The following is a 23,036-nucleotide window of genomic DNA, read 5'->3' as shown; positions in this document are numbered from 1 at the left end:
TAAGTGTTTTTTCCGTTCTTGTACTTAACATCAATAAATAAGGCAAAACTCATATATTAAAATGAAGGAATATCTTGGCGAGTTCGAGGAACTGGTCCTATTGACAGTTGCCTCATTAACAACTAATGCCTATGGTGTAAGCATTAAGAACTTCATGGAACAGCGGTTGAAAAGAGACATTAGTATCGGATCACTTCATTCAACCATCACCAGGCTGGAAGAAAAAGGATATCTGACTTCTTCCCTGGGTGAACCTACACAGGAACGCGGAGGAAGAAGAAAGCGCTTTTATCAGGTAACAAAAAGTGGAAAATCAGCACTTCAGGAAATAAAAGACCTGCGAGATCAGCTTTGGGTAACGGCCAAACCTGCTTTATCCTCTTCAAAATGAGCAATGAAATAAAGCCCCCTAAACTTGCCGACAGGATTTTCCTGTGGTATTGCAAGAGTGCCTCTATTGAAGATATTCACGGCGACGTTGAAGAACTTTTCTACGAGGATGTAAAGCGCCACAACCTCTTTAAAGCAAAATTGAATTATTGGCGGCGCGTTGTTTCGCTGATCTTTTCATACGCAATTGTGAAACGTAAAAGAAACGCAGCCTATCATCATTTTTCATACAGTCAATTTAACCCTGCTATGTTCAAAAACTATTTTAAGACCGCTATTCGCAATCTGTCGAAAACCAAGTTCTTTACAACAATAAATGTTTTTGGTTTGGCAGTGGGCATGTCGCTCAGCCTGCTTTTTGTCGCCATGGTTGTGTTCGTGTATCAATTCGATAACTTTCATCCAAATGGTGAGCGTATCTACAGAGTAATAACACACGTTCAGGACCGAAACGAAAATCCGTCATTTGCCTCCGCTCCCATCGGTACTGCTCAACTTTTGAATAACAATTTTAGTGGCGTGGAAAAAGTAGTTCGCATTCATGGATCGCTCAACCACCATGTGGGCTATGGCGAAAACAAAATTCCTATAAAAGGATATTTTGCTGACGCCGATTATCTCTCGATATTTAACTTCCCGCTGCTACAGGGTAACTCCGTCACTGCACTTGCCAAGCCTAACACTATGGTGATCACGGAGGCTGCAGCCACCAAGATCTTCGGTTCAAAAAACCCAATTGGTGAACTTGCCTTTATCGAACCGTTCGGTGAAGTCATGATCACCGGTGTCGCTAAAAATATACCCAAGAACTCACACATGAAATTTGAGGCGCTGGTTTCATTCTCAACACTTACATCGCATTATGGCGCCAGCTTTACGGACGATGAAAAGAAATGGAACAATTTCTTCAATTCATACACCTATCTCCTCCTCGCTCCCAACGCCAGCCCTACTCCCATTGAAGATTTTCTCAATAGAATAGCAAAAGAAAAATACAAAACTGATGAGTTCAGGGCGACGTTCGAACTTCAGCGGCTCGATAAAATTGTGCCTGGGCCTGAGCTTTCCAACAATATTGGTCATGGATGGAGCTACGAGTCGATGGTGCTCAATGGGTTGCTTCCCTTCATTATCCTGCTCGCAGCATGCACCAACTATGTCAGCCTTGCGATATCGCAAGCGCTCAAGCGGATGAAAGAGATCGGTGTGCGTAAAGTGATGGGTGGACATAAAAGACAAATCTTTATGCAGTTCGTTCTGGAAAGTACGATCATTATGCTCCTTGCATTGTCACTCTCGTATTTTTTCTTTGAGCTCATTCGCGATGAAGCATTAGCAATTTCAGGTGAAACGGATCTCGTCGATCTGGACCCTACGTTGGGAACGTATGCGGGTTTTATAGCCTTTGCTGTCCTTGTTGGTTTTGTTTCGGGTATTGTTCCAGCGCTCCACTTTGCTAAGATTACTCCCATCACTGCACTCAAAGGCAAAGAGCTGCAAACAAAAAAAGGATCTCGGTTTTCTATTCGCAGGTTTGTGATCACCATGCAATTTATCTTGTCTCTTGGTTTTATCATGGCAGTGGTGATTATGGTACAACAATATCGTTACTCCGTGAACTATGATTTAGGATTTGATCAGGAGAACATGCTCAATGTAGAGCTGCAAAAGGCAGATGCGCAGTTGGTGAAAAATGAATTTGAAAAGCTGTCCTTTGTTCAGACAGTTTCTATGTCGTCACATGCTCTTGGTGCCGGAGAGGCGCCGGGGTTATATGTGCGGCAGACTGAAAAATCGGATTCAATAGAAGCAAGTAAGATGTCCGTTGATGAAAACTTTATCGCGAACATGGGCCTCACCCTGTTACATGGAAGAAACTTTTCCAACGACTCTACCCAGAACGTACGGTTTATAATTATCAATGAAGTATTTGCAAAAAAACTCAGTCCGGATGACGTTTATGGAGCTCTCGGCCAACCCATCATCTTGCCTGATAAAAGGGAAGTACGTGTTGCCGGAATCGTGAAAGATTTCCATTATTCAAACCTGACCTCTCCCATTGGAAACTTCTTCTTCGAGTATAAGCCAGGCGATTTTGTTTATGCCAATCTCCAACTGGAATCAACTCATATAAGTCAGACTTTTTCAGAAATGGAAGCCGCATGGAAAGTTGTTGGTGAAGGCGACAAGTTTAAAGCACAGTTTCTGACCGATCAGATTCGCGATGCCTATGGGTTCTATTTTATGATTGTGAAGATCTGGGGATTTCTTGGGTTGCTGGCAATCGTAGTAGCATGCCTTGGACTCTTAGGTACTGTTGTATTCGCCATAAAAAATCGGGTAAAAGAAGTAAGCATCCGAAAAGTGATGGGTGCCTCATCCGAAAGTCTCGTCTACATGTTATCTAAAGACTTTATCATACTCATGGTAATCGCAAGTATCATCACTGTTCCAACCGTGTATTTCTTTATGAACTGGCTGCTACTTACCGCGCAGTATTACAACGTTCCCATCGGTGCAGTTGAAATTATCATTAGTCTATCGATCATGTTATTGCTGGGCATGACTACAATTTTATCCCAAACACTAAAGGCGGCGAATACAAATCCTGTTGATAATTTACGGGTTGAGTGATTCAGGCAGGCCAAGCCCTTCTCATTCAGAAGAAGGGCTTGGGTCATTGCCGATACCTATCAAATTGTATCCTGCCGGACTGCTGAACCCTTAGAAAATGATCTCTGAATTATTTGCCTGGCATTCACCAGTGTATGTTAAACAATAACTAAATAGGCTTTTTTGCCAAATAATAGGCTTTTTTGCCAAATGGCAAATCTGCGATGTGAGAAATAGGGTAAATTGCTGTAATGAAAGAACTCATAAACTATGTTCTGCAGTTTGGCAATTTAAATCAGCAGCAAATAGACCTGATCACCAGCAAAGCAACGGAATTGCAACTTCAAAAAGATGCGTATTTTTCTGAGGCAGGAAAGATTGCGCGACAAGTAGGATTTCTTGTTGAAGGCGTTTCCCGGGTTTGCTATTACAACAACAAGGGCGAGGAGATCACTAAATATTTCATTGAAGAAAACAATCTTGTTGTAGACCTTGAAAGTTTCGATAACGAGATTTGCGCTTCTGCTTACGTGCAGGCTGTAACAGACTGCAAGTTTATCTGTTTTAATAAAAAAGATTGGCAAGAGCTTCTGAATACAATCGTTGGATGGGACACCATCGTAAATAAAATTATTTCGAAAGCACTGATGCAAAAAGTAGAACGCAGAAGTCCACTGGTGACAGAAGATGCCACAGAGCGCTACCAGAAGTTTTTAAGAATCTATGCCAACGTTGTGAACCGTGTACCCCTTGCTTACATCGCATCCTACCTGGGCATCACCCAGTCATCGCTGAGCCGGATCAGAAAGAACCTGAAGTAATGCGCTTTTTGCCAAATGGCAAATGATATCATTCTTAAGTGCACCACTTTTGTATGGTAATTTTTAAACACAACAAAAATGAAATCAGTATTAATCACCGGCGCTAATAAGAGCATAGGATTTGAATCGGCAATACAACTGTTGCAGAAAGGCTATTATGTTTATTTGGGAAGTCGCACCCTTGAGAATGGTTTAAAAGCAGTAAAAGACCTCCATGCTGAAGGCCTTACAAATGTTGAAGCCATACAACTAGATGTAACCAATCAGCAATCTGTTGAAGCTGCCTATAAAGAAATCAGCCTAAAGACAGCTGTTTTAGACGCGCTTGTTAACAATGCAGGTGTTAGCGGCGCGGTACCTCAAAATGCTTTAACGGCAAGTATCGATAATTTTAAAAATGTGTTTGAGACCAACCTGTACGGTGTAGTAAGGGTTACACAACGTTTTATTGATTTGCTGCGGAAATCAGAGGCACCACGAATTGTAAATGTAAGTTCCAGCGTAGGTTCTTTATCCTTGCAAAGCGATCCGAATTGGCCATTTTACCAACACGCTAAGTTTGCTGTATATGGTCCTTCAAAGTCGGCGTTAAATATGTACACCGTTATGTTGGCGTACGAACTGCGCGACACAGCATTTAAAGTTAACACCATTGACCCAGGTTATACTAAAACTGACTTTAACCATCACCAGGGAACGGGAACAGTAGAAGATGCCGCAGCGCGAGTTGTGAAGTATGTGCTTATTGACAACAACGGCCCTACAGGAAAATATTTCAGTGAAGAAACAAATCCTGAAACAGGTTTGATTGGATGGTAATAAGTGAACGTTGCTGATTATGTTTACGAGAGAACCATACTGAAACCATTCAGTATGGCTATTCTTTTACATAAGAAGCAACGTATCCTTATAATGTGGGTCAGCGACCTGGAAGATAAGTTGTTTTGAGGTACTCCCGCAGCGAAGTTGGCTTGCGGCCAAGCAGACGTTCGACGGTATCGTGCGCCTCAGCTAACATGCCATGTTGGGTGGCAGCACCCCATTGAGCAAAGAAGTTGGCGACGACTTCAGGAAAACCGGCAGCCACTTTCTCTGCTACATAGGGCGCCAGCTCACTACTTTTGAAAGTGATGGGGCGGCCCGCTAACTCGGATAATTCCCTGGCGACGTCATAGAAAGAATAGGCTTCAGCCCCGGTCAACGTATACTCCTTGTTTTCATGTCCTTCGCTCACCAGCAGGGCAGCTGTGGCAGCGGCCAACTCGGTTCGCCTCACGAAAGCTATTTTGCCTTCTCCTGCCGGGAAACGTATCTCCGCGTCCGGTACCTCGCTCCCTATTATGTACTTAAGGCCTTCAAAGTAGTAGCCGTTTTTAAGAATGGTGTATACCAACCCGGAAGCTTTGAGGTAGGCTTCGGTGGCAAGGTCGCTTTCTGTGACTTCCTGCAACACAAAATCTGTACTACGCTGGATGCTGGTGTAGAAAAGGTGTTTCACCCCTGCTTCCTTAGCAGCGTCGATAACGTTTTGGTGCTGGCGTAACCTGTCGGTAAACGCTACGGCCGAGACCAGAAGCACTTTATCAAAACCACGAAAGGCTTGCACCAGCGCAGAATAGTCAAAGTAGTCCGCCTGCCTGACGTCTACACCCCGCATTACGAGGTCCTTGGCTTTGCTGACATCGCGCACCAGGGCGCCGATTTCTTTGGCGGGGGTAGTGGTGAGCAAGAATTCGATAGTTTCGTGGCCTAGGCCACCGGTGGCTCCTGTTACTAAAATCATAATAAAAGAATAAAAATCTGTGTATATTTACTTGCAATTTGCAAGTACAAAGGTAAAGTAATCCACTTGCAAAAAACAAGTTAATTAAATCTTTTTATGAAGGAGATAAAACAGCGTTCTTCCTGCCCCATCAGCACCTCACTTGACGTGCTGGGTGACAAATGGACCCTGCTCATTCTCAGGGACATGGTATTCGCGGGGAAGTCTACTTATGGGCAATTTCTGCAGTCAGCGGAAAAAATGGCAACCAACATTCTGGCCGACCGCCTTGCGGTGCTGGAGTCGCAAGGTATCTTAACCAAGGCCGTGGCCGATGATAAGAAATCTAAGTTCACCTACCGCCTCACGGAAAAAGGCATTGATATCGTTCCAATTATTGTGTCCCTCATTCTATGGGGGGCTAAGCATTACCTCACCGACATCAACCCTGCCTTGCTGGAAGAACTTCAGACCGGGAAAGACGCGGCGATTGAAAAGTACCAACGGCTTGCGCGGGAAAAGTCCCTGGCTTAAGCAAGAGGTGTATGTTCATAAGTTTCATTACATCAGTTTTTTGTAGTGCATTAAGCCCTCAATTTATGCCTGAAGACTGGTCACGAGAGGAAGTTGAGCTTATTGTTATTGAAGGAACAATCTGGTATTGTATTCAATAAATCAGGAGGTTCGAAGACGTGAACTCCCACTGCTCAAAAACAGATCAGAAGGCTCAATTGAATTCAAAAACAGAAATATCAGTGCCGTACTTGCCAGGATCGGTCAACCTTAAATTAGAGGATACCTGCCAGCGTATAACTACCAAAAGCAATTACTTGAACGGTTGTATTCGCTTATATAAAACAGAAGCCTGAGGTAGAGAGCGCATTCAAACTCTTCGCTGAATCTCCTCCTACTCCCCAAGCATTGGTCCTCGAAAATATGTTAGAAGAGATACCAAAGAGAGAAGCCTTGTTACAAGAGCCTGAAATGGTTTACAGAAGCCCCGTTAAGATAAACTATATTGAATTAGAACAAGCGAATCAAAGCGTTGGTAGAACAGGTGAAACATTGCTCTTGAGTACGAACGCTGGCGTCTTGTTCAGTCAGGTAAAGAAAGTTTGGCTGAAAAAATTGAATGGCATCACAAACGCAAGGTGACGGACTTGGTTATGACATCCTTTCAAAAAATACTAACGGAACTGATCGGTATATTGAGGTTAAGTCCACCAAACTAACAAAGGAAGCTCCATTTTATTTTTCAGCCCTCGAATATGACTTTTCCAAAAAGAAAAGTTCAAGTTTTTTCTTGTATCGAGTATTCAATCTTAAGGCAGAACCCAAACTGTTTATCGCCAATGGTGTATATGATGAGTTTTGTAATATGAGGCCAACGCAGTTCAAGGGATCATTTTAGTTATACTAAAGAATTTACTCCATCGATCATAACAACTTAATTATATCACTAAATAGCTGCCACATGATAAGAGCACTTAACAACACAATACTTATTCGCCTTATCATGCGAAATGATTTATAAGAAAGAGGCTTTCCCTTCACTGCTTCATAAGCAAGGGGCATTACTTCGAGCAAGGCCGACTTTGGTAGCGGTAAGAAGTTCAACGAGATAACAAAGGCTATATAAATTGACGTAAAAGACAAAAACCAGGAAAAGTTCAAACTTCCAAATGCAGCTGATATGTCAATCGGTCCACTTAACGTTCGCCTTTCTTCTCCAATCAAAAGGCCAAACATCCGTCCGAATATTTTGAACTGAACAACTATACTAGACCAAAAGCGGGGGAAGCCCAGCTTAAAGGATTCAGAAAAAGAATACGATCTCACTTTGTATTCAATCATCTGATTAATAGAAATGCCTATTTTTTTTGGGGGGCTTAAAGTAACAATTCTTTCAAGTTTTTGCTCCGAATTGTTTCCCCGTTGTATTTCAAGTAACACTTCCCCATCATCATCAGACTCAAAATGAGAGTTCATCTCCTGAAAACTTTTAATGGATTGGCCATTTACTTTTAGGATCAAATCACCTGATAATATTCCGGCCTTCTCGGCAGGAGATTCAGGCAATACGTTACCAACAGAAAATGGTGAGTTAATCGTTAAAAATAATTCATGCTGTTGTAAGCTTTGCTTAGAGACATCAGGTAAAGCAAGAACCAACTCCTTCCCTTGCCTAAGAACTGTATAAGTGGTTTGCTCAGACAAAATCGTCTCAGGTCGAACCAGCTCCGCGAAATCACTATAGTCTTTTCCATTCAAAGCAATCACCTTATCACCTGGAAGGAACCCAACAGTTTGTGCTTGGTGAGATGGATAGATTCCATATTTAATCACCTCATCTTTAGGAATGTATTGATCCTTTGAAATGTACACCGCAATAGTGGACAAGATAATACCAAAAACAAACATAGCCAGAACACCACTATATGTCAGAAGTAATCGCTTAGAAACAGATGTACTAGAGAATTGCCAAGGATAGAAAAGGTGCTTTCTACCAGAATTATCAACGCAATAGATTCTCGCTAGTCCTATTATTGGAATGTAAACACCTAACGTCAATTTTACCTCTCGGAAACTGATAGTTAGAAAGCCAGGATTAAAGCCAAGAAAGTAGTGCTGTCTCGATTTCCTTAGAGCTTGAGCCCCAAGGAAACCAATAATGTAAACAATATTTAATAGTACTAGAATTAATAGCAGAGAAAAGGATCCCATGGAGTTGCGTCTATTTTTTTTTGTATATTCTTAATTAAACAACTTAATAACTACCTGCTCAGATTTCAATGATTAATTTAGTTATCGTAGACTTGATCCATTCAATTCCTTTTGTTCCAAAATTGATGTCACCTGCGAGAACAACAACATCAGCACCCTCAAAAGAAATATCCATGAAGCCGAATTTCTGATGCAGATCGCTTATAACCTGAATCTTCATTTCTTCTGCCTAATCAAATCTGTTATTGTATGATCTAGCCACCACTGTGAAAAACTTCGCATCTGTGGAGTAAAAAGGTCCTTTAGTGGCAAAACGGCAAAGTAGGTACAGCCCGAACATACCGAGACTTCTTCAGTAGAAAGCTTAATCTGTGCAATGAACATCTTTTCATTTGGCAAGAGTTTATAAACGCCTAAAGAGTCAAGGTGTTCTAGCGTTACAACAGCCAAGAAACGTTCTGCACTGTTTGAAGAATCCAATGCTTTACTGATCTGTTTGTATTTCTTCTTGCTAATTAAATTATTGAATCTATTAACAGGTTCTGTTAACAAGCCCGAAGCATAACAACTAAACCCTATCATTTGCTCGGGATCAACATCGCCTTGTGCCTTCGCTTTATTAACAAAAGCAAATACTGCTATGGAAAAAATTAAAACTGCTTGCATTTGTCAGCCGTACTAGTGTACATCAATCCCATCAAAATATATCTCTGTAATTGCAACATCGTCATACTTCAATCCTTTGTAGACATCAAGAATTTCAAACTTTAAACTCCAACAAGGCTGTAGCTTTAACGCTTCTTGGTTTTGTCTGTTACCATTTCCAATCGGTTTAAAATTGAACACCTGCTTTGAACGTTTGTCTTCTAGATTCAGGATAGCAAATGGTTTATCATTGAGATATACTTTGAGCTTCTTAACCCTTGAATTATCAAAGTAAGCTTTTTCATTTTTCAAATAACCGTTAACCACTATGATATCTGTTACTCTAGGACTGTGGCCTGAAAACGTATACGACAAAGATTCACCGATGCCATATCCCGGCACACCCTCAACCACGCTGTTTTATAACTCAAATCGTGCGCATTTTTCCCTTGGTATGAATTAGCGCCTTGTGGCTTTAATTCAGATGAAGCAGTGACCTCATTTGGCCCGCCGCCACAATACCAATTGCAGCCTCCTCCGACAACATCCCAATAGTCTTCCATTGTCTCATCTGTTTCATTCAAAACCCTAACCTCATCAGCAGACAGTTCTTCAACCTTAGATCCAGTGTTCAATTTCCTGGAGACCTCTACAAACTTTTCCCGGTCCTTTTGAAATTGTGCAGCCCCTTCGTTTGACAGATTTAATGGTAGAACCTCAGAGGGTTTAATCTCTTTGATTGTGTTTTGCGCACTGACAAATGTGTGTACAGTAAGGAAGATAGCAGTAAGTATTCCCATGGGGTCAGTAAATAACTCCTAAAATAGCTTTTTAAATCTCTTTTTAAAAGCCGCACATGGGACTTGATGGTTCAGCTTGGGAGTTCTGCTATGTAGCACACAGTATTTAGAGTTCAACTCGCGATTTCTCCATTGCTTATCAGTATAAAAAAATGCCTCCTAATAAATTTCCCAGGCATTTAACATTATTCTTTTAAGTACTTAGTTATATCATCGTGCTTTTAAATTATTTAAAGGTCAGCACTTGGTCGAAGCTTTTACCATCTAGGATGACCTTATTCGTTTTCTCTAACAGATTATATACTCCTGTAACAGCACTTCCTTTATTTGTTTCAGCGAGGTAGTAAAGCAAATGATCCTTTACTGACACACTCGTTACATTATAATTAGTTAAGATTTGCTCCGCAGTTCCGTCTCCGCCATTTTTAACAATGGTTACCTTATCTAATTCACGCACGATAAAATAGTCAGCAGCATAAAACAAAACCGTGTTTGGATAGCCGCAATTCATGCAGGAGCCGGAACCCGGAGTAAACGCATATTGCGACACTACATCGACCTTTCCAGTATCGTCGATCAAGCCGATTCTGTAACCACCTTCTAAATTTAGTCCTTGGGAGAGAATTCCAATTTTGCTTCCTACGGACAGGGCTTCATGATTCCAACCAAAAATCTCTGCTTCACTTCTTGATCCGTCAGTCATATCTATTAACACTTTAAGCGAACAATCATCTATGATGGCTTTGTTGCTTCCTTTGAAGGCAACCATGGCCGGGCCGTTGCAGCCGGCAACATTATATCTTACATTAGAGTGAGTATTTAATATTTGATATATCGATCCGTCTTGGATTATGGCTAAGTTTCCTGACAAACTTTGTACCCTAGGATTATTCAAAGTAGTCTGCAACTTTTCCAATATTCCTGTTGCCAATCGAAAAATTGACACATTTTGAAAAACTAAATCGCCGTATTCATTTTCCCCAACCAACATCCCCGCACTTCGATCAATTTCGGTGTATGAATTATCAAGTCGAATATGGAAAGATCGCGTCGACCCACCACTTAATATTTCGAGATACAAACCACTGGAAAGAGCGGTCACAGAGAATACTTTTACTCCCTCGGCCGTAGGTTCCACAGTGCCGTCACTTGTTATTTTAAAAAGACTTGGTTCAGCGGCCCTCGCCCTACCACCAATGGGTGTATCTTCCTTCCTATAGAGGATTGCCCGCGCATCTGAGATATCTAATCCAAAATCAGTGATTCCATTACCACTCTTTTTAGGGCCATCATCTCCGTCAGAAGAGCAGGACACTACAATCAGCAAAAGAACCACGGTCAACATCAATTGACCTTTCAGTAATATGTTCATGGGGTTTTTATATAATTAAGTAAGTTTATCCAAACGTAAAGGTACGTAGCTTTTCACGAAAAAAACATTTAGAACGTGCTGAATATTACGTTTACTTTTAATATCCGCAGATCACGACACAAACATAGTCTGCGTTGCAAAACAGAATCTGCCTCACCTTGCAAGCATATGCTGATAGGCTTAGCCTCGTATCTAGTGGAAGCAGTTTGTTCACACCAATTCCAAAAACACTTGGAATGACCCCTACCCATACAAATGCTCTACAACCCTGCACGTCTTCTTTAGCCTGTCGTGGGCTACAAGAACAATCTTGGATCCCTCAGCCCGAGAGTTAGGCTGCATAGCACAATACTTAAAGTTCAACTCATTTTTAATGGCCAGTCCTGTTTCGAGTATGGCACCCTCTGCATCGTAAATGGTAACTTCGAGGCGTGTAATCTTCAGGTAGGCTTTGGGTGTAATGTGAATCACATCGCCTACGTTACCTTTATATCCTTTTGTATCTATGCTTTCAATTTCCGGTTTGGTCAAAAAATCATTCGCAGCAGCGCGGTGTGCGCTTTTCAGGTTATTTACTTTGGCAACTATGCTATACCACTCGCCAAGCTCCGGGTCTTGCATCATAACACGCGCATAATTCTGAGCTTCAGCAAAATTATGTCTGTTGCTGCGTTGTGCATCAGTGGGCGGCTTCGTGTTCACTGGTTTTTTCACAAAGAAGGCGCGGTTGCCCACTTGCCGGAATACCAGATGCTTACCCAGGCTTCCGCTAAGGGTGGTGGTAACAGGGTTGTTTATGATCTTTCCCATACGCTTTTAATAAGGTTTACTTTTGACATTAATTATCGATCTAAACAAACTTAGGAGGGGCCTGTGACAAATAGTGTCAAAAAGTAAAAAGGGGTTAGAAAAGCATTAAAACATGGCAATAACGTTCGATATACATGCCAAATGCGTCGTAGAAACAGCGTAAATAGCATGAAAACACCTTGTAGGATCGAGAAAACGCCCTTTTGTCGATCCTACATCGAACCTACAACGTACCTACTTCGAATGTATGAGCCATTTGGCATGTTATCGGGATGTTATCGGACTAGCTCTCCCTGGGCCATGGTTTCCCGCACCAATATCCTGCTGGCGACGCATGAAAGATGAAACAAAGCACTTTGCTATGTTTTAATAGCTGGTATCAAAAAAAATCTGCGCCAAGCTGAACAAAATTGTATTACGTTCGTTTGTGATAGTATTACTATTAATCGTAATATGGTATCTATTCTTGGTTTTAAATTAAATCCAAACCTGTATTTACGGGACCCGCAGTCAACAGAACTGGGTCAGAACATTATTCAGTACAGCATCAAAATCATGGAAAAGATTGGTTTTGATGAATTCACGTTTAAAAAACTGGGTACTGAAATGGGGTCGCCGGAAGCTTCGGTATACCGGTATTTTGAAAACAAGCATCGCCTCTTGCTCTATCTCATTGATTGGTACTGGACCTGGCTTGACTACAGGATCGACTATCAAAATCAAAATATAGAAAGTCCGCAGCAGCGCCTCAGAAACACCATTAAAATGCTGGTAGACGAGAAAAAATCCGATCCGGAAATTCCGTTTGTTGATGCGCAAATGCTTCAACGGATCGTTCACTCTGAATTCGAGAAAACCTATCTCACCAAACAAGTAGATGCTGATAATAAAGAAGGCTTGTTTCTTCCTTATAAAGAACTATGCAAGAAGATCGGCCAGATTATCAAAGAGATTAATCCCAAATATGCATACCCTCAATCTTTAGCGAGCACGATAATGTTGAGCGCTACACATCAACTCTATTACGCACAGCACTTACCATCGCTAACGAATATAAGGAAAGATTCAAAACAGAAATTCACAGAGATGGCCGAGTTCCTTGAATCGCTTGTGATGCAAACTTTAAACATCAAGGACAGATGAACAATTACTCGATCATCAGAATTCTGCGCGAAGCTGCACTTTTATTAAAGCACGGTTTCGACCCTTCAGTGTTACGTTTTGTTGAAATTAATAATCGCACATATTCAATTGATCAATTTGCAGAATTTAAAAGCGATCTGATTGAAGCCGGAAGTAAAATCGGAATGCTCTTTCTTGAACAAAGGCAATCAGCTTCTGTACTGGAGCGGTTTATTAAGGAGAACAAAGTACTGGGGCTGGTCTTTAAAAAGGAAGATGAAACGTTAAAGCCTCTCCTTTTGTATTATGATAAGCATAAGATTAATCCCATCACGCTCGCTGATGAAGATCATTCCAATTCATATAATCTTGATTCTCTTTACAGCGATGACTCCGGAGAGGTTGTAACATTTGTATTATATCCATATAAAAATTTAGTAAGCGAATATGCTTTTGATTCAGATGCCGTTCCGCAGCCTTTAAATCCGGTGCAGCGGTTTTGGAGACTTTTGTCAACTGAAAAGCGAGATATATTTTACATTCTCTTCTACTCAATTGTAATCGGAGTTACGAGTTTGATTCTTCCTGTTGGTATTCAGAATACAGTTCAGCTAGTTTCCGGCGGAGTGTTCTTCAGTTCTATTTACGTGCTGATTGCTGCAGTGATTTTAGGAATTCTACTCACCGGAATTTTACAGATCGTTCAGATTACATTGGTAGAATACCTCCAGCGAAGGGTATTTACCAAGGCAGCACTGGAATTTGCTTTCCGAATTCCGAGAATACGTATGGAGTCCATTCTTCAAAATTATGCACCAGAATTGGTCAACCGTTTTTTTGATGTTATTACGTTGCAGAAAGGATTACCAAAATTATTGATAGACCTGGTATCGTCAGCCATACAAATATTGTTTGGACTTATCCTGCTCTCGCTCTATCACCCTTTCTTCGTTCTCTTTAGCTTGATACTTGTCTTGACACTCTTTCTGATTTTCTGGTTCACCGGGCCTTCAGGAATGCGATCGTCGATTGACGAATCGAAGTACAAATACAAGGTTGTTCAATGGCTGGAAGAACTTGCGCGCGCATTAAATTCATTTAAGCTCGCAGGAAACACAGACCTGCCAATGCGGAAGACAGACCAGACGGTAAACAACTACCTGAAGTATCGGGCCTCGCACTTTAAAGTTCTGCTTACGCAATTTTCGTTCATTGTGTTTTTTAAGACAGCAGTAACGGCAAGTCTCCTTATCATCGGAACAATTCTTGTCGTAAACCGTGAGATAACCCTTGGGCAGTTCGTAGCGTCAGAAGTTGTAATTATTCTTATTCTCAACTCCGCAGAAAAAGTTATTACCTACATGGATGTTGTCTACGATTTGTTAACGGCAGTTGATAAGATTGCTCAAATTACTGATTTACCGCTGGAGAAAGTTGGCGGGCTCGACTTTCCACGGGTACCAAACACAGGTTATTCGATCAATTTAAAACAACTGCGTTACAAGTATCAGGATTCATCCAGCTACGTTTTGAATGGCATAGACTTAAGCGTTAGATCAGGCGAAAAAATTTGCATCGCTGGTCCAGGAAATGCAGGAAAAACCACACTCACAAATGTGATTGCCGGAATTCATTCCGACTATGAAGGTATCGTTACCATCAATAATTATTCATTACGAGACTTGGACATCCGCCACCTGCGCGATAGTATCGCTAAGAACATTTCACCTGAGGACATTTTTGATGGAACAATTCTTGAAAACATTACGCTTGGCAGTCCTACAAGAACAGTAGATGATGCGTTGCAAGCCATCCGCAGTGTTAAACTGGAAGACGAAATAAACCAACTACCAAATGGCTTAAGTACACACATCGTAAGCGGTGGAAAGGGTTTTTCAAGTTCGTTCATTCATAAACTCATTCTAGCGAGATGTCTTGCCAAGAAACCGTCATTGATCATTCTTAACGATTTCTTTTCAGCCCTTAAAAGGCAAGAGAAGCTCGAACTCTTAAACACAATCATTCCTGAAAACAGCCCATGGACCTTGGTAGCGGTTTCAAACGATCCGCTTATTATGGCAGCATGCGATCGGGTAATTCTCCTGTACAATGGGCAGGTTACTGAGGTTGGGCAATTTGATGATTTGTTAAAGAAAGGAACGATAAATAATTACATCGATTAAATTATGCTGAATCTATCAACACAGTCGATAAGTAGGTCAATAAAAGCAGAGAATCTCTACTCGTTGCGAGCGCTCAAGACACCGCCTGCAGGCATTCTTTTGGCAAAGTGGCTAATGGTGATAGGACTTATTCTTGTTCTCTTCCTTTTGCTTCCATGGCAACAAAACATTCGTGGCACGGGTAGAGTAACCGCACTTAGTCCTGCGCACAGGCCGCAAACTGTTCAGGCTGTAATAGCCGGGCAAATTCAGCAGTGGCACGTAAGAGAAGGCGAATATGTAAATACCGGCGATACGATTGTAACGATACGGGAGGTTAAGGAAAAATATTTTGACCCTGAGTTTCTTACACGGCTGAAGGAACAGCTTGAATCAAAAAAAAGCAGTTTAAATTCTAAATCAGAAAAAGCACAGGCGCTGAAAAGACAGATTGCAGCACTGCGCAACGGTATGAGTACTAAAATTGAGCAGGCGACTGCAAAGCTTGAAGCCGAAAAAGTAAAATTCGAGAATGCAAAGAACCAGTATGAACGTAACAAACATCTTTACGATGCAGGTAACATTCCGCTTACAAAATTTCAGGACATCGAGTATAAATATCAAGGTAGTATGGCTGACTTTCAAAATGCGCAAGTTGAAATCGGCAGACTTAGAGCAGAATACCAGGAAAAAATCAGCAAGTCTGAATCTGACCTGAATGCAACGGAAGCAGAAGTATTTGAAGCAGAAGTTGAAATTTCGAAGTTAACCAACGAGTATGCCAACATGCAGATTCGTGCCGGGCAATATCAGATCATAGCACCACAGGATGGTTACATTGTTCGGGCCATGAAAGCTGGAATTGGTGAAACGATTAAGGAAGGCGATGCAGTTTGTACCGTGATGCCTGAGGTGAACGACCTTGCTGTAGAGATGTATGTTAAAGCGATGGATATTCCACTGATCAGCAAAGGGCGAAAAGTTAGAGTTGAATTTGATGGGTGGCCGGCACTCCAATTTTCTGGTTGGCCAAGTGTTTCCGTAGGAAGTTTTGGCGGCATAGTAGAAGTAATTGACTATGTTAGCTCAGAGCCGGGTGAATTTCGAATTCTTGTTACACCTGATAAATCGGACGAGCCATGGCCACAACAACTTCGTGTTGGGTCAGGCACGAGAGGCTGGGTTATGCTTGATAATGTTCCTGTCTGGTATGAAATCTGGCGGCAAATTAATGGTTTTCCTCCTAGCTTGTATAAAGCTCCGTTGAAGGATGCAGTGAAAGATAAAGGCAACAAAGATGTGCCGAATCAAAAATGATGCAACGTGTATGAGAAAGTGTGTAGTATTGATTGCGCTTCTTTGGCTGATTGGGCATAGTATGGCCCAAACACGCGACTCTGTTTTTGTTCTCCCGGATACTGCCAAGCCACTAACTCTTGAAGACTTCTATCGGCTGATCTTAAAGTATCATCCCGTAGCTAAACAAGTTAATTTATTGTCTGATGTTGCCAGGCAGGAAATCAGGCTTGCCCGCGGAAGCTTCGATCCCAAACTTGAAGTAGCCTATTTGATGAAACACTACAATCAAACGGAATATTACAGGTTATTTAATGGATCTGTCAAGTTGCCAACCCGCTCTCCTGTTACGCCATCAGTAGGGCTCGAACGCAATAAAGGAGAATACCTCAATCCGGAAAAGTACATTTCAGACGAATACAACTATCAACAAATATATGCCGGAATATCAATACCGCTAGGTCAAGGCTTAATGACTGATGAACGAAGAACCGCTCTTAAACAAGCAGAACTATTCAGTGACATGACAGAAGCTGAACAGATTAAAGTGATTAATAAGCTTTTGCTTGAAGCTGCCAAGTCATATTGGGATTGGTACTATAGCTATTATAATTATCGCCTTGCCACCAACACGGTGCGCATTGCCGACGACATTTTCAAAAGGACAAAAGCTAACTTTGAAGGAGGGGAAATAGCTGCAATTGATACCACACAAGCAAAGATTATTTTATTTGAACGTGAAGTAAACAGACAAGAAGCACTTACAAGCTGGCAAAACAGCACAATCAACATTTCAACATTCCTGTGGGATAGCCTGATGAATCCTGTTGATGTCGCACCTCAGCTGGCTCCTGTTAATGAAACTGAATTAGTTGTGCTTTCAGCTACGACATTGGAAGAGTTGGTTAATCAAGCCAAGACAAATCATCCGGAATTGAGAAAGTTAAATCTGAAGGTTGAACAACTAGAGCTTGACAGGCGTCTTGCCTCAGAATATTTAAAACCTAAGCTTGACCTTTCATATTACATGCTCAACCAACCCTTCTATCCGGAAGGTGTAAATAATAACTTTACGTTTAATGATAATTTTAAACTTGGAGTAGATTTCTCCTTTCCTATTTTTCTTCGCAAGGAAAGAGCAAAGGTTGCACAGACGAAGTTGAAGTTAACTACTACGCAGTACGACCTCCAACTCGCCCAAAGACAAATTATCAATGACATTAACGCGGCTTACAATCAAGTGATTAATTACGGTATTATCGTGCAACAACAACGCGCGATGGCCGACAATTACATTCGTCTTGTAAATGCTGAGTTACTTAACCTAGAAAATGGAGAAAGCGACCTCTTTAAAATAAACGTGCAACAGGAGAAATTATTCAACGCGCAATCGAAGCTTATCAAGGTAATGGCAGATTACGAAAAACAAAAAGCCATCTTGTACTGGTCTGCCGGCGTTCGTCTACTACCAGACAACTAAAACAGGTTTTGGGGATGTAAGCATCGAAGAGATAAGAAGCCGGATTTTATCCGGCCCCAGAGAGTCATCCTGTGTTGTGTCATGTCAGCATCATTGCACTATTCTTCCAGGTCGCTGCCAAAGCCATTTGAATTGCACGCGCTGCCATACAAATTCCACATAGGCTATTGTAAAGAAAAACAAACCATAGCCGAGGGAAAGCAATTGATAAAATAAACGCTGGTGTTCAAACTTCTTTGCAAATACTGTGAACGGAAGAACAAATACATATTTATCAATATGCGGCAACTTGAACTCCAGTGATACCGGACCAATAACCCAAAGCAAAAAACCAATGGCAATGGGTGCAATGAAATTCTTTGAGCGCAACGCCAGCCAGAACCCGAGTGTACTGATGCCTATCGTTGCTCCAAACGCATTAAGATTAAATTTCAGCAATTCAGGCCATCGCTTTAAGTAAGCCAGTACATCGGAACCGTACGCCATGTCGAGCACTGCAGCACTAAGTACCATGTAAGCATTGTAAACAACAACAAAGGCAAACGCCAGAGTCTGTATAATAATAAACTTAGCGAAGATAATATTAAAGAAGGGCTGGGGCGACGCCAGCACTTGTTTCCATGCATTATTCTTCACCTCAATCTGCATTAGCAATGTACTTGTCAGCACAAAAAACATGGGAAGAAAAACAAACACGAAGACCATCGTTGCTTCTTTATAGAAATGATCCCAGCCATTGGCCAGCTTTTCGGGATCAGGTGAACCATAATCGAAGAACATTACAAACGGGATAATAAACGCGGCAACCAGTATGATGTAGATTAAGGAGGTGCGTTTTATTTTCAGAAATTCTGATCTCAAAGAAGCCGTAAAAGTCATGTTACTCAGTTGTTAGGTTAATAAAAATTGTTTCGAGTGTTTGCTTGCGCGGGTGGAGGTTGTACACATCGAGGTCGTTGTCGATCAGCATGCGGTTTATGATGGCTACTTGCGCAAGATCAGTATAAGGAACTACAAGATCTTCATCTTGTAACTCTGCCTGAAATTTTTTCAGTACTGCCCATGCGCGTAGGTTGTCAGACGTATCCAGTTGCACCAACGACTGCTGTTGTTGCAGCTTATGCAGTTCACCAAGTGATCCCTGAAATCGCATACGCCCTTTGTAGATGATACCGATCCGGTTCACCATCTTCTCTACTTCAGACAAAATATGACTTGAGATCAGGAACGTGATGCCTTCCTCTTTATTCAGGCTCCTTATCAGACTTCTTAATTCCAGGATGCCCGCCGGATCGAGCCCATTGGTGGGCTCGTCAAGTATCAACAGTTCAGGCTTTGGTAATAGTGCCAAAGCGATTGACAACCGTTGTCGCATGCCTAGGGAAAATTGTCTTACAGTTTTCTTCCCTGTATCACTGAGACCTACAATGTTCAGAACACCCTGTAATCTCGCTTTTGATGCACCATAGATTTCACGATACACCTCCAGGTTTTCTTTTGCCGTCAAGTGATTGTATAGCGAAGGGCTTTCAATCAACGATCCTACTTTCCGCAACACTTCCTTGCGGTGGTGTTGCAAATCTTTACCGAGAATCTCAATGGTACCATGCTGGGTTTTCAGTAAGCCAAGGAGAAGACTGAGTGTTGTAGTTTTTCCTGAACCGTTAGGCCCCAGGAATCCGTAGATATCTCCACGATTGACCTGAAGGTGAATGTCGGTAAGTGTACTGACACCTTTGGTGTAATTGTAGCAAAGCTGGTCGGTACGTATAATGGTTGAACTCATGTGTGTTTTTTTTACAACGTTACAGGTGCTTTTCCTGCCTGCCCAACCTGTGTGATTGATCCACCTGAAAATGTGACCGGTGTGGTTTAAAGCGGGACGAAATTGCTTATGAACAAATGACATAGGCAGAAAGGCGAGTTGCTTTTCAACGAAAATGAAATGAACGCACCTGATCCGTCACTTAATGCGACCGATTCGTCACAAATTGTTTAGCACGCCGGCCCTATACTTTAATATTGTGTTGTGAATACTTCTGCACTACAATCTTCACTTCGCAAATTGCTGACTGCACGTGAAACGATCATCACCTTTGCTGTCTGGCTTGCGATAACTTCCTTTGTTATCGTAGTTTATCCCAACTCTCAGTTTCTAACCTCCTGGACTATCACCATCCCCAGCGGTTGGGTCATGTATCATGTTTCTTTCCGCTGGCTTCTCCCAAAGGCATTTACATTCCGGTTCCCCTATCTGTTCTACGCCCTATGTATTCTCTTTTATTGCATCGTTGTCTTTTTCGCACAAGCCATATTCTTTTCGATGTATATAGAAGATGAAGACTTCTTTATGGGCCTTGGTGGCATTACCATTTTCACGTTGTTTTTTATACTGGCGCCCGTTGTATGGTTTATCTTTAAACGTTTTGCCCGAAATAAGGAAGAGCTTTTTGTCCTTAAAAAAGAACTGGGCCAGACGGAAGCAAACGTAGACCTGTTGCGTTCGCAGATTAATCCACATTTTTTATTCAATGCACTCAATACGTTGTATGGTATGGCGATCCAGGAAAAAGCCGAACGCACCAGTGAAGCAATCGAAAAACTGGGAAGTATGATGCGCTTTATGTTGCAGGAAAATATGCAGGAAAAAATTTCGCTCGTTCGCGACCTGGAGTACCTTAACAATTACATTGCCCTGCAGCGATTACGCATGGACATGAATCCCAACAGTAAAATTAAAATCTCCATTCAACAGGAAGTAAATCCCTCAGTACAGATAGCACCTATGTTGCTCATACCGTTCATTGAAAATGCTTTCAAACATGGCATCAGTATGCGCGAAGAGTCACAAGTGCGAATTTCTCTTGAACTGCAACAGAACACACTGTACTTTGATGTATTCAATACCAAACATGTGCGCTCTGAAAACGATCCTGAGAAAAACAGCAACGGCATAGGTCTTATGAACGTGAAGCAGCGGCTACAACTCGTATACCCTAACAAGCATGAACTGGTGATTCGGGAAACAGCACACGACTATTTTGTCCATCTTGTCATTACCTTAGCATCATGAAAGCAATTGCCGTTGACGATGAACCCATGGCACTGGAAGTGGTGCGTTCCCATGCCTCCAAGGTTCCGTTCCTGGAATTAAAGGCCGAATTCACCAATGCATTTCAGGCGCTGGAGTACTTACAGAAAGAGAACATCGACCTGATCTTCCTGGATATCAAAATGCCCGACATCTCCGGGATTGAATTCTTTAACAGCCTGCGTAAAAAACCATTACTGATTTTCACAACAGCCTACACTGAGCATGCTGTTACGAGTTTTGAAATGGATGCCATTGATTATCTGCTAAAACCTTTTTCGCTGGCGCGTTTCCTGCAGGCATGCAACAAAGCTTACGAGCTTTATAACTTTCGTAACACTACTGAAACGAACGATCACCTCTATATTAAAACAGGCTACGAACAGGTTAAGGTTATGTACGATGAAATTCTCTTCATGGAAGCTACGGGCAACTACATAACTTTTGTGTTGGCTGATAAAAAGATTCTGGCTCGCAGCACCTTTGCCGAAGCCATCCATTGGCTACCTCCGCAGAAGTTTGTTCGCGTTCATCGCTCGTATGTAGTGGCTGCAGGCAAAATTAACAAAGTAGAAAGACACCAGGTCACCATCGGCCCACACAAAGTACCGGTAAGCGAAGCCTACCAGCAACAACTGCAAATGATGTTGCGCTGAAATGGGCCAATTTTTGCAATTATTTTCAAGATCCTTTGAACCAAATCTTCTGATTTACGTTCTGAATAAGACCGAACGGTCTAAAACACTGCCACCATGACAAAATCAGAGAAAACCCGAGAATTCATTATCCAGCAATCTGCCTCTATTATTAATAAGAAGGGCATTGCCGGAACTGCTATCTCCGACTTAATGGAGGCCACAGGGCTTGCCAAAGGAGGCATTTATGGCAATTTTGAAAGCAAGGAAGAGATTTGTTCGGAAGTATTTGACTATTTGACGCGCAAAGTTGGCGTCGGACTTGAGGCTGCCATCGCTACCAAAACCACTGCACGCGAAAAGCTATTTGCACTTCTCGATTACTATGCTGACGGCGTTGGCCCGAGTGAAATGGGTGGATGCCCACTGCTAAATTTCGGAATAGAAGCTGATGATACTAATCCTGCCTTGAAACAAAGGGTTGCCAAAGCAATAAAGAGAAGTCAGCAGCGCATGGCAAAGTTAATTGAGGAAGGCCAGGCGTCAGGTGAATTCAACAAGAAAATAGATGCCGGACTGTTTGCCCTGAAAATGTTTACAATGATAGAAGGCGCCATCTTCTCATCAAGGGTAACAAACAACAGAACCATTATGAAAACCATAACGGATATATTAAAAAACGAAATAGATTCTTTCTAATTTTTTTAACCAATAATAGACCGATCGGTCTATATCATAAACTATAAAACAACAACAGAATATGAAAACTCAAAAAAACACAGTATTGATCACTGGCGGAGGTTCCGGCATTGGCTTTGAAACCGCTAAATTATTTTCTCAACATGGCAACACAGTAATACTTCTCGGACGCAACGAAGAAAAACTGAAGGCAGCCACCGCTAAACTTAACAACGCACATTACATCGTGGCAGATGTAACAAATGAAGGTGATTTAACCCAATTGTTAGAAACAATAACGGCGAAGTTTCCCAATCTAAACATCCTGATGAATAATGCAGGCAGGGCTTTCCTGCATAATATTGGTGATTCGGCAACGGCATCAGTTTTTGCCCGGGAAGAAATGGAGACGAACTATTTTGCCGCGGTAAACCTGACCAACAAGTTATTACCTTTATTGAAGAATCAACACAACGCAGCCATTATCAATGTCTCCTCAATAGTTGCCCTCGCCCCCGGCCTGCAATTACCAACATATAGTGCCAGCAAGGCTCCATTACACACTAACACACAAGCATTGCGTATAAGCCTTTCTCTTATACAAATCTCCTAGCCCACCAGCCCCGTAATTAGGT

Annotated in this window: 23 protein-coding genes and 1 pseudogene; 15 read left to right on the top strand and 9 right to left on the bottom strand. The window is 41.9% G+C overall.

What is annotated here, in order from left to right; translation table 11 throughout:
- The first annotated feature begins 61 nt into the window (after nt 1–61).
- The 4 genes from KK060_RS20860 (at nt 62) to KK060_RS20845 (ending at nt 4,643) form a co-directional block, all read left to right on the top strand.
- Nucleotides 62–391 (top strand): PadR family transcriptional regulator, encoded by a 330-nt coding sequence (locus KK060_RS20860; RefSeq protein ID WP_254155901.1) that lies wholly within the window; start codon nt 62–64, stop codon nt 389–391.
- Complete coding sequence (locus KK060_RS20855; protein WP_254155899.1) at nt 388–3,024, top strand: ABC transporter permease; 2,637 nt, start codon at nt 388–390, stop codon at nt 3,022–3,024. The genes KK060_RS20860 and KK060_RS20855 overlap by 4 nt, the downstream gene beginning before the upstream one ends.
- Nucleotides 3,025–3,254: 230 nt before the next feature.
- A complete protein-coding gene (locus KK060_RS20850; RefSeq protein ID WP_254155898.1) occupies nt 3,255–3,824 on the top strand; it encodes a Crp/Fnr family transcriptional regulator in 570 nt (189 codons plus the stop codon).
- A gap of 78 nt (nt 3,825–3,902) precedes the next feature.
- Nucleotides 3,903–4,643 (top strand): SDR family NAD(P)-dependent oxidoreductase, encoded by a 741-nt coding sequence (locus KK060_RS20845; protein WP_254155897.1) that lies wholly within the window; start codon nt 3,903–3,905, stop codon nt 4,641–4,643.
- A gap of 100 nt (nt 4,644–4,743) precedes the next feature.
- Here the strand turns inward: KK060_RS20845 and KK060_RS20840 are convergent, their stop codons facing one another.
- Entirely contained in the window at nt 4,744–5,607 is an 864-nt protein-coding gene (locus KK060_RS20840; protein ID WP_254155895.1) for an SDR family oxidoreductase, read from the bottom strand.
- A gap of 96 nt (nt 5,608–5,703) precedes the next feature.
- Between KK060_RS20840 and KK060_RS20835 the strand changes: the two genes are divergently transcribed.
- From KK060_RS20835 to KK060_RS20830, 3 genes are all read left to right on the top strand, one after another.
- Nucleotides 5,704–6,120, top strand: coding sequence for a winged helix-turn-helix transcriptional regulator (locus KK060_RS20835; RefSeq protein ID WP_254155893.1), 417 nt, complete (start codon nt 5,704–5,706; stop codon nt 6,118–6,120).
- 11 nt (nt 6,121–6,131) lie between these two features.
- Nucleotides 6,132–6,260 (top strand): hypothetical protein, encoded by a 129-nt coding sequence (locus KK060_RS25115; RefSeq protein WP_302180140.1) that lies wholly within the window; start codon nt 6,132–6,134, stop codon nt 6,258–6,260.
- 458 nt (nt 6,261–6,718) lie between these two features.
- Entirely contained in the window at nt 6,719–6,997 is a 279-nt protein-coding gene (locus tag KK060_RS20830) for a protein NO VEIN domain-containing protein (protein WP_254155891.1), read from the top strand.
- 26 nt (nt 6,998–7,023) lie between these two features.
- Here the strand turns inward: KK060_RS20830 and KK060_RS20825 are convergent, their stop codons facing one another.
- The 6 genes and pseudogenes from KK060_RS20825 to KK060_RS20795 form a co-directional block, all read right to left on the bottom strand.
- Nucleotides 7,024–8,310: a PDZ domain-containing protein gene (locus tag KK060_RS20825; RefSeq protein ID WP_254155889.1), complete on the bottom strand. Its 1,287-nt coding sequence runs from the start codon at nt 8,308–8,310 to the stop codon at nt 7,024–7,026.
- Nucleotides 8,311–8,368: 58 nt separating this feature from the next.
- Nucleotides 8,369–8,530, bottom strand: a complete 162-nt coding sequence (locus KK060_RS20820; RefSeq protein WP_254155886.1) for a hypothetical protein — start codon at nt 8,528–8,530, stop codon at nt 8,369–8,371.
- Entirely contained in the window at nt 8,527–8,976 is a 450-nt protein-coding gene (locus KK060_RS20815; protein WP_254155884.1) for a hypothetical protein, read from the bottom strand. The genes KK060_RS20820 and KK060_RS20815 overlap by 4 nt, the downstream gene beginning before the upstream one ends.
- A 12-nt stretch (nt 8,977–8,988) precedes the next feature.
- Nucleotides 8,989–9,518, bottom strand: a pseudogene (locus KK060_RS25345) (NADase-type glycan-binding domain-containing protein).
- A 463-nt stretch (nt 9,519–9,981) separates the two neighbouring features.
- On the bottom strand, nt 9,982–11,127 hold the full coding sequence (locus KK060_RS20800; RefSeq protein WP_254155878.1) for a hypothetical protein: 1,146 nt from the start codon (nt 11,125–11,127) through the stop codon (nt 9,982–9,984).
- Nucleotides 11,128–11,370: 243 nt separating this feature from the next.
- Complete coding sequence (locus KK060_RS20795; RefSeq protein WP_254155876.1) at nt 11,371–11,937, bottom strand: hypothetical protein; 567 nt, start codon at nt 11,935–11,937, stop codon at nt 11,371–11,373.
- 453 nt (nt 11,938–12,390) lie between these two features.
- On the opposite strand from KK060_RS20795, the gene KK060_RS20790 reads away from it, so the two are divergent.
- The 4 genes from KK060_RS20790 to KK060_RS20775 are packed head-to-tail and all read left to right on the top strand — an operon-like array spanning nt 12,391 to nt 17,997.
- On the top strand, nt 12,391–13,080 hold the full coding sequence (locus KK060_RS20790; RefSeq protein WP_254155874.1) for a TetR/AcrR family transcriptional regulator: 690 nt from the start codon (nt 12,391–12,393) through the stop codon (nt 13,078–13,080).
- The gene (locus KK060_RS20785; protein WP_254155872.1) at nt 13,077–15,242 is read left to right on the top strand and encodes a peptidase domain-containing ABC transporter; all 2,166 of its coding nucleotides are present in this window, start codon (nt 13,077–13,079) and stop codon (nt 15,240–15,242) included. Before KK060_RS20790 ends, KK060_RS20785 begins: the two co-directional genes overlap by 4 nt.
- Before the next feature lie 3 nt (nt 15,243–15,245).
- The gene (locus tag KK060_RS20780; RefSeq protein WP_254155848.1) at nt 15,246–16,538 is read left to right on the top strand and encodes an HlyD family secretion protein; all 1,293 of its coding nucleotides are present in this window, start codon (nt 15,246–15,248) and stop codon (nt 16,536–16,538) included.
- A gap of 10 nt (nt 16,539–16,548) precedes the next feature.
- Nucleotides 16,549–17,997 carry a TolC family protein gene (locus tag KK060_RS20775; protein ID WP_254155846.1) on the top strand — a complete coding sequence of 483 codons (1,449 nt, stop codon included), beginning with the start codon at nt 16,549–16,551 and terminating at the stop codon, nt 17,995–17,997.
- 90 nt (nt 17,998–18,087) lie between these two features.
- Here KK060_RS20775 and KK060_RS20770 read toward each other — a convergent pair whose 3' ends face one another.
- Nucleotides 18,088–18,876 (bottom strand): ABC transporter permease, encoded by a 789-nt coding sequence (locus KK060_RS20770; RefSeq protein WP_254155842.1) that lies wholly within the window; start codon nt 18,874–18,876, stop codon nt 18,088–18,090.
- A gap of 1 nt (nt 18,877) precedes the next feature.
- Nucleotides 18,878–19,783, bottom strand: a complete 906-nt coding sequence (locus KK060_RS20765) for an ATP-binding cassette domain-containing protein (protein ID WP_254155840.1) — start codon at nt 19,781–19,783, stop codon at nt 18,878–18,880.
- 243 nt (nt 19,784–20,026) lie between these two features.
- On the opposite strand from KK060_RS20765, the gene KK060_RS20760 reads away from it, so the two are divergent.
- From KK060_RS20760 to KK060_RS20745, 4 genes are all read left to right on the top strand, one after another.
- Nucleotides 20,027–21,070, top strand: a complete 1,044-nt coding sequence (locus KK060_RS20760) for a sensor histidine kinase (RefSeq protein ID WP_254155838.1) — start codon at nt 20,027–20,029, stop codon at nt 21,068–21,070.
- Nucleotides 21,067–21,744 (top strand): LytR/AlgR family response regulator transcription factor, encoded by a 678-nt coding sequence (locus KK060_RS20755; protein ID WP_254155836.1) that lies wholly within the window; start codon nt 21,067–21,069, stop codon nt 21,742–21,744. The genes KK060_RS20760 and KK060_RS20755 overlap by 4 nt, the downstream gene beginning before the upstream one ends.
- Before the next feature lie 96 nt (nt 21,745–21,840).
- Nucleotides 21,841–22,422 carry a TetR/AcrR family transcriptional regulator gene (locus tag KK060_RS20750; protein ID WP_254155834.1) on the top strand — a complete coding sequence of 194 codons (582 nt, stop codon included), beginning with the start codon at nt 21,841–21,843 and terminating at the stop codon, nt 22,420–22,422.
- Between the two features lie 61 nt (nt 22,423–22,483).
- On the top strand, nt 22,484–23,014 hold the full coding sequence (locus KK060_RS20745) for an SDR family NAD(P)-dependent oxidoreductase (RefSeq protein ID WP_254155832.1): 531 nt from the start codon (nt 22,484–22,486) through the stop codon (nt 23,012–23,014).
- The last annotated feature ends 22 nt before the right edge of the window (nt 23,015–23,036 follow it).

Source organism: Chryseosolibacter indicum (assembly GCF_018598585.1).
Lineage (GTDB): Bacteria > Bacteroidota > Bacteroidia > Cytophagales > Cyclobacteriaceae > Chryseosolibacter > Chryseosolibacter indicus.
Note: the sequence above shows the minus strand (reverse complement) of the source record. Positions and strands in the feature narration are given on the sequence as shown.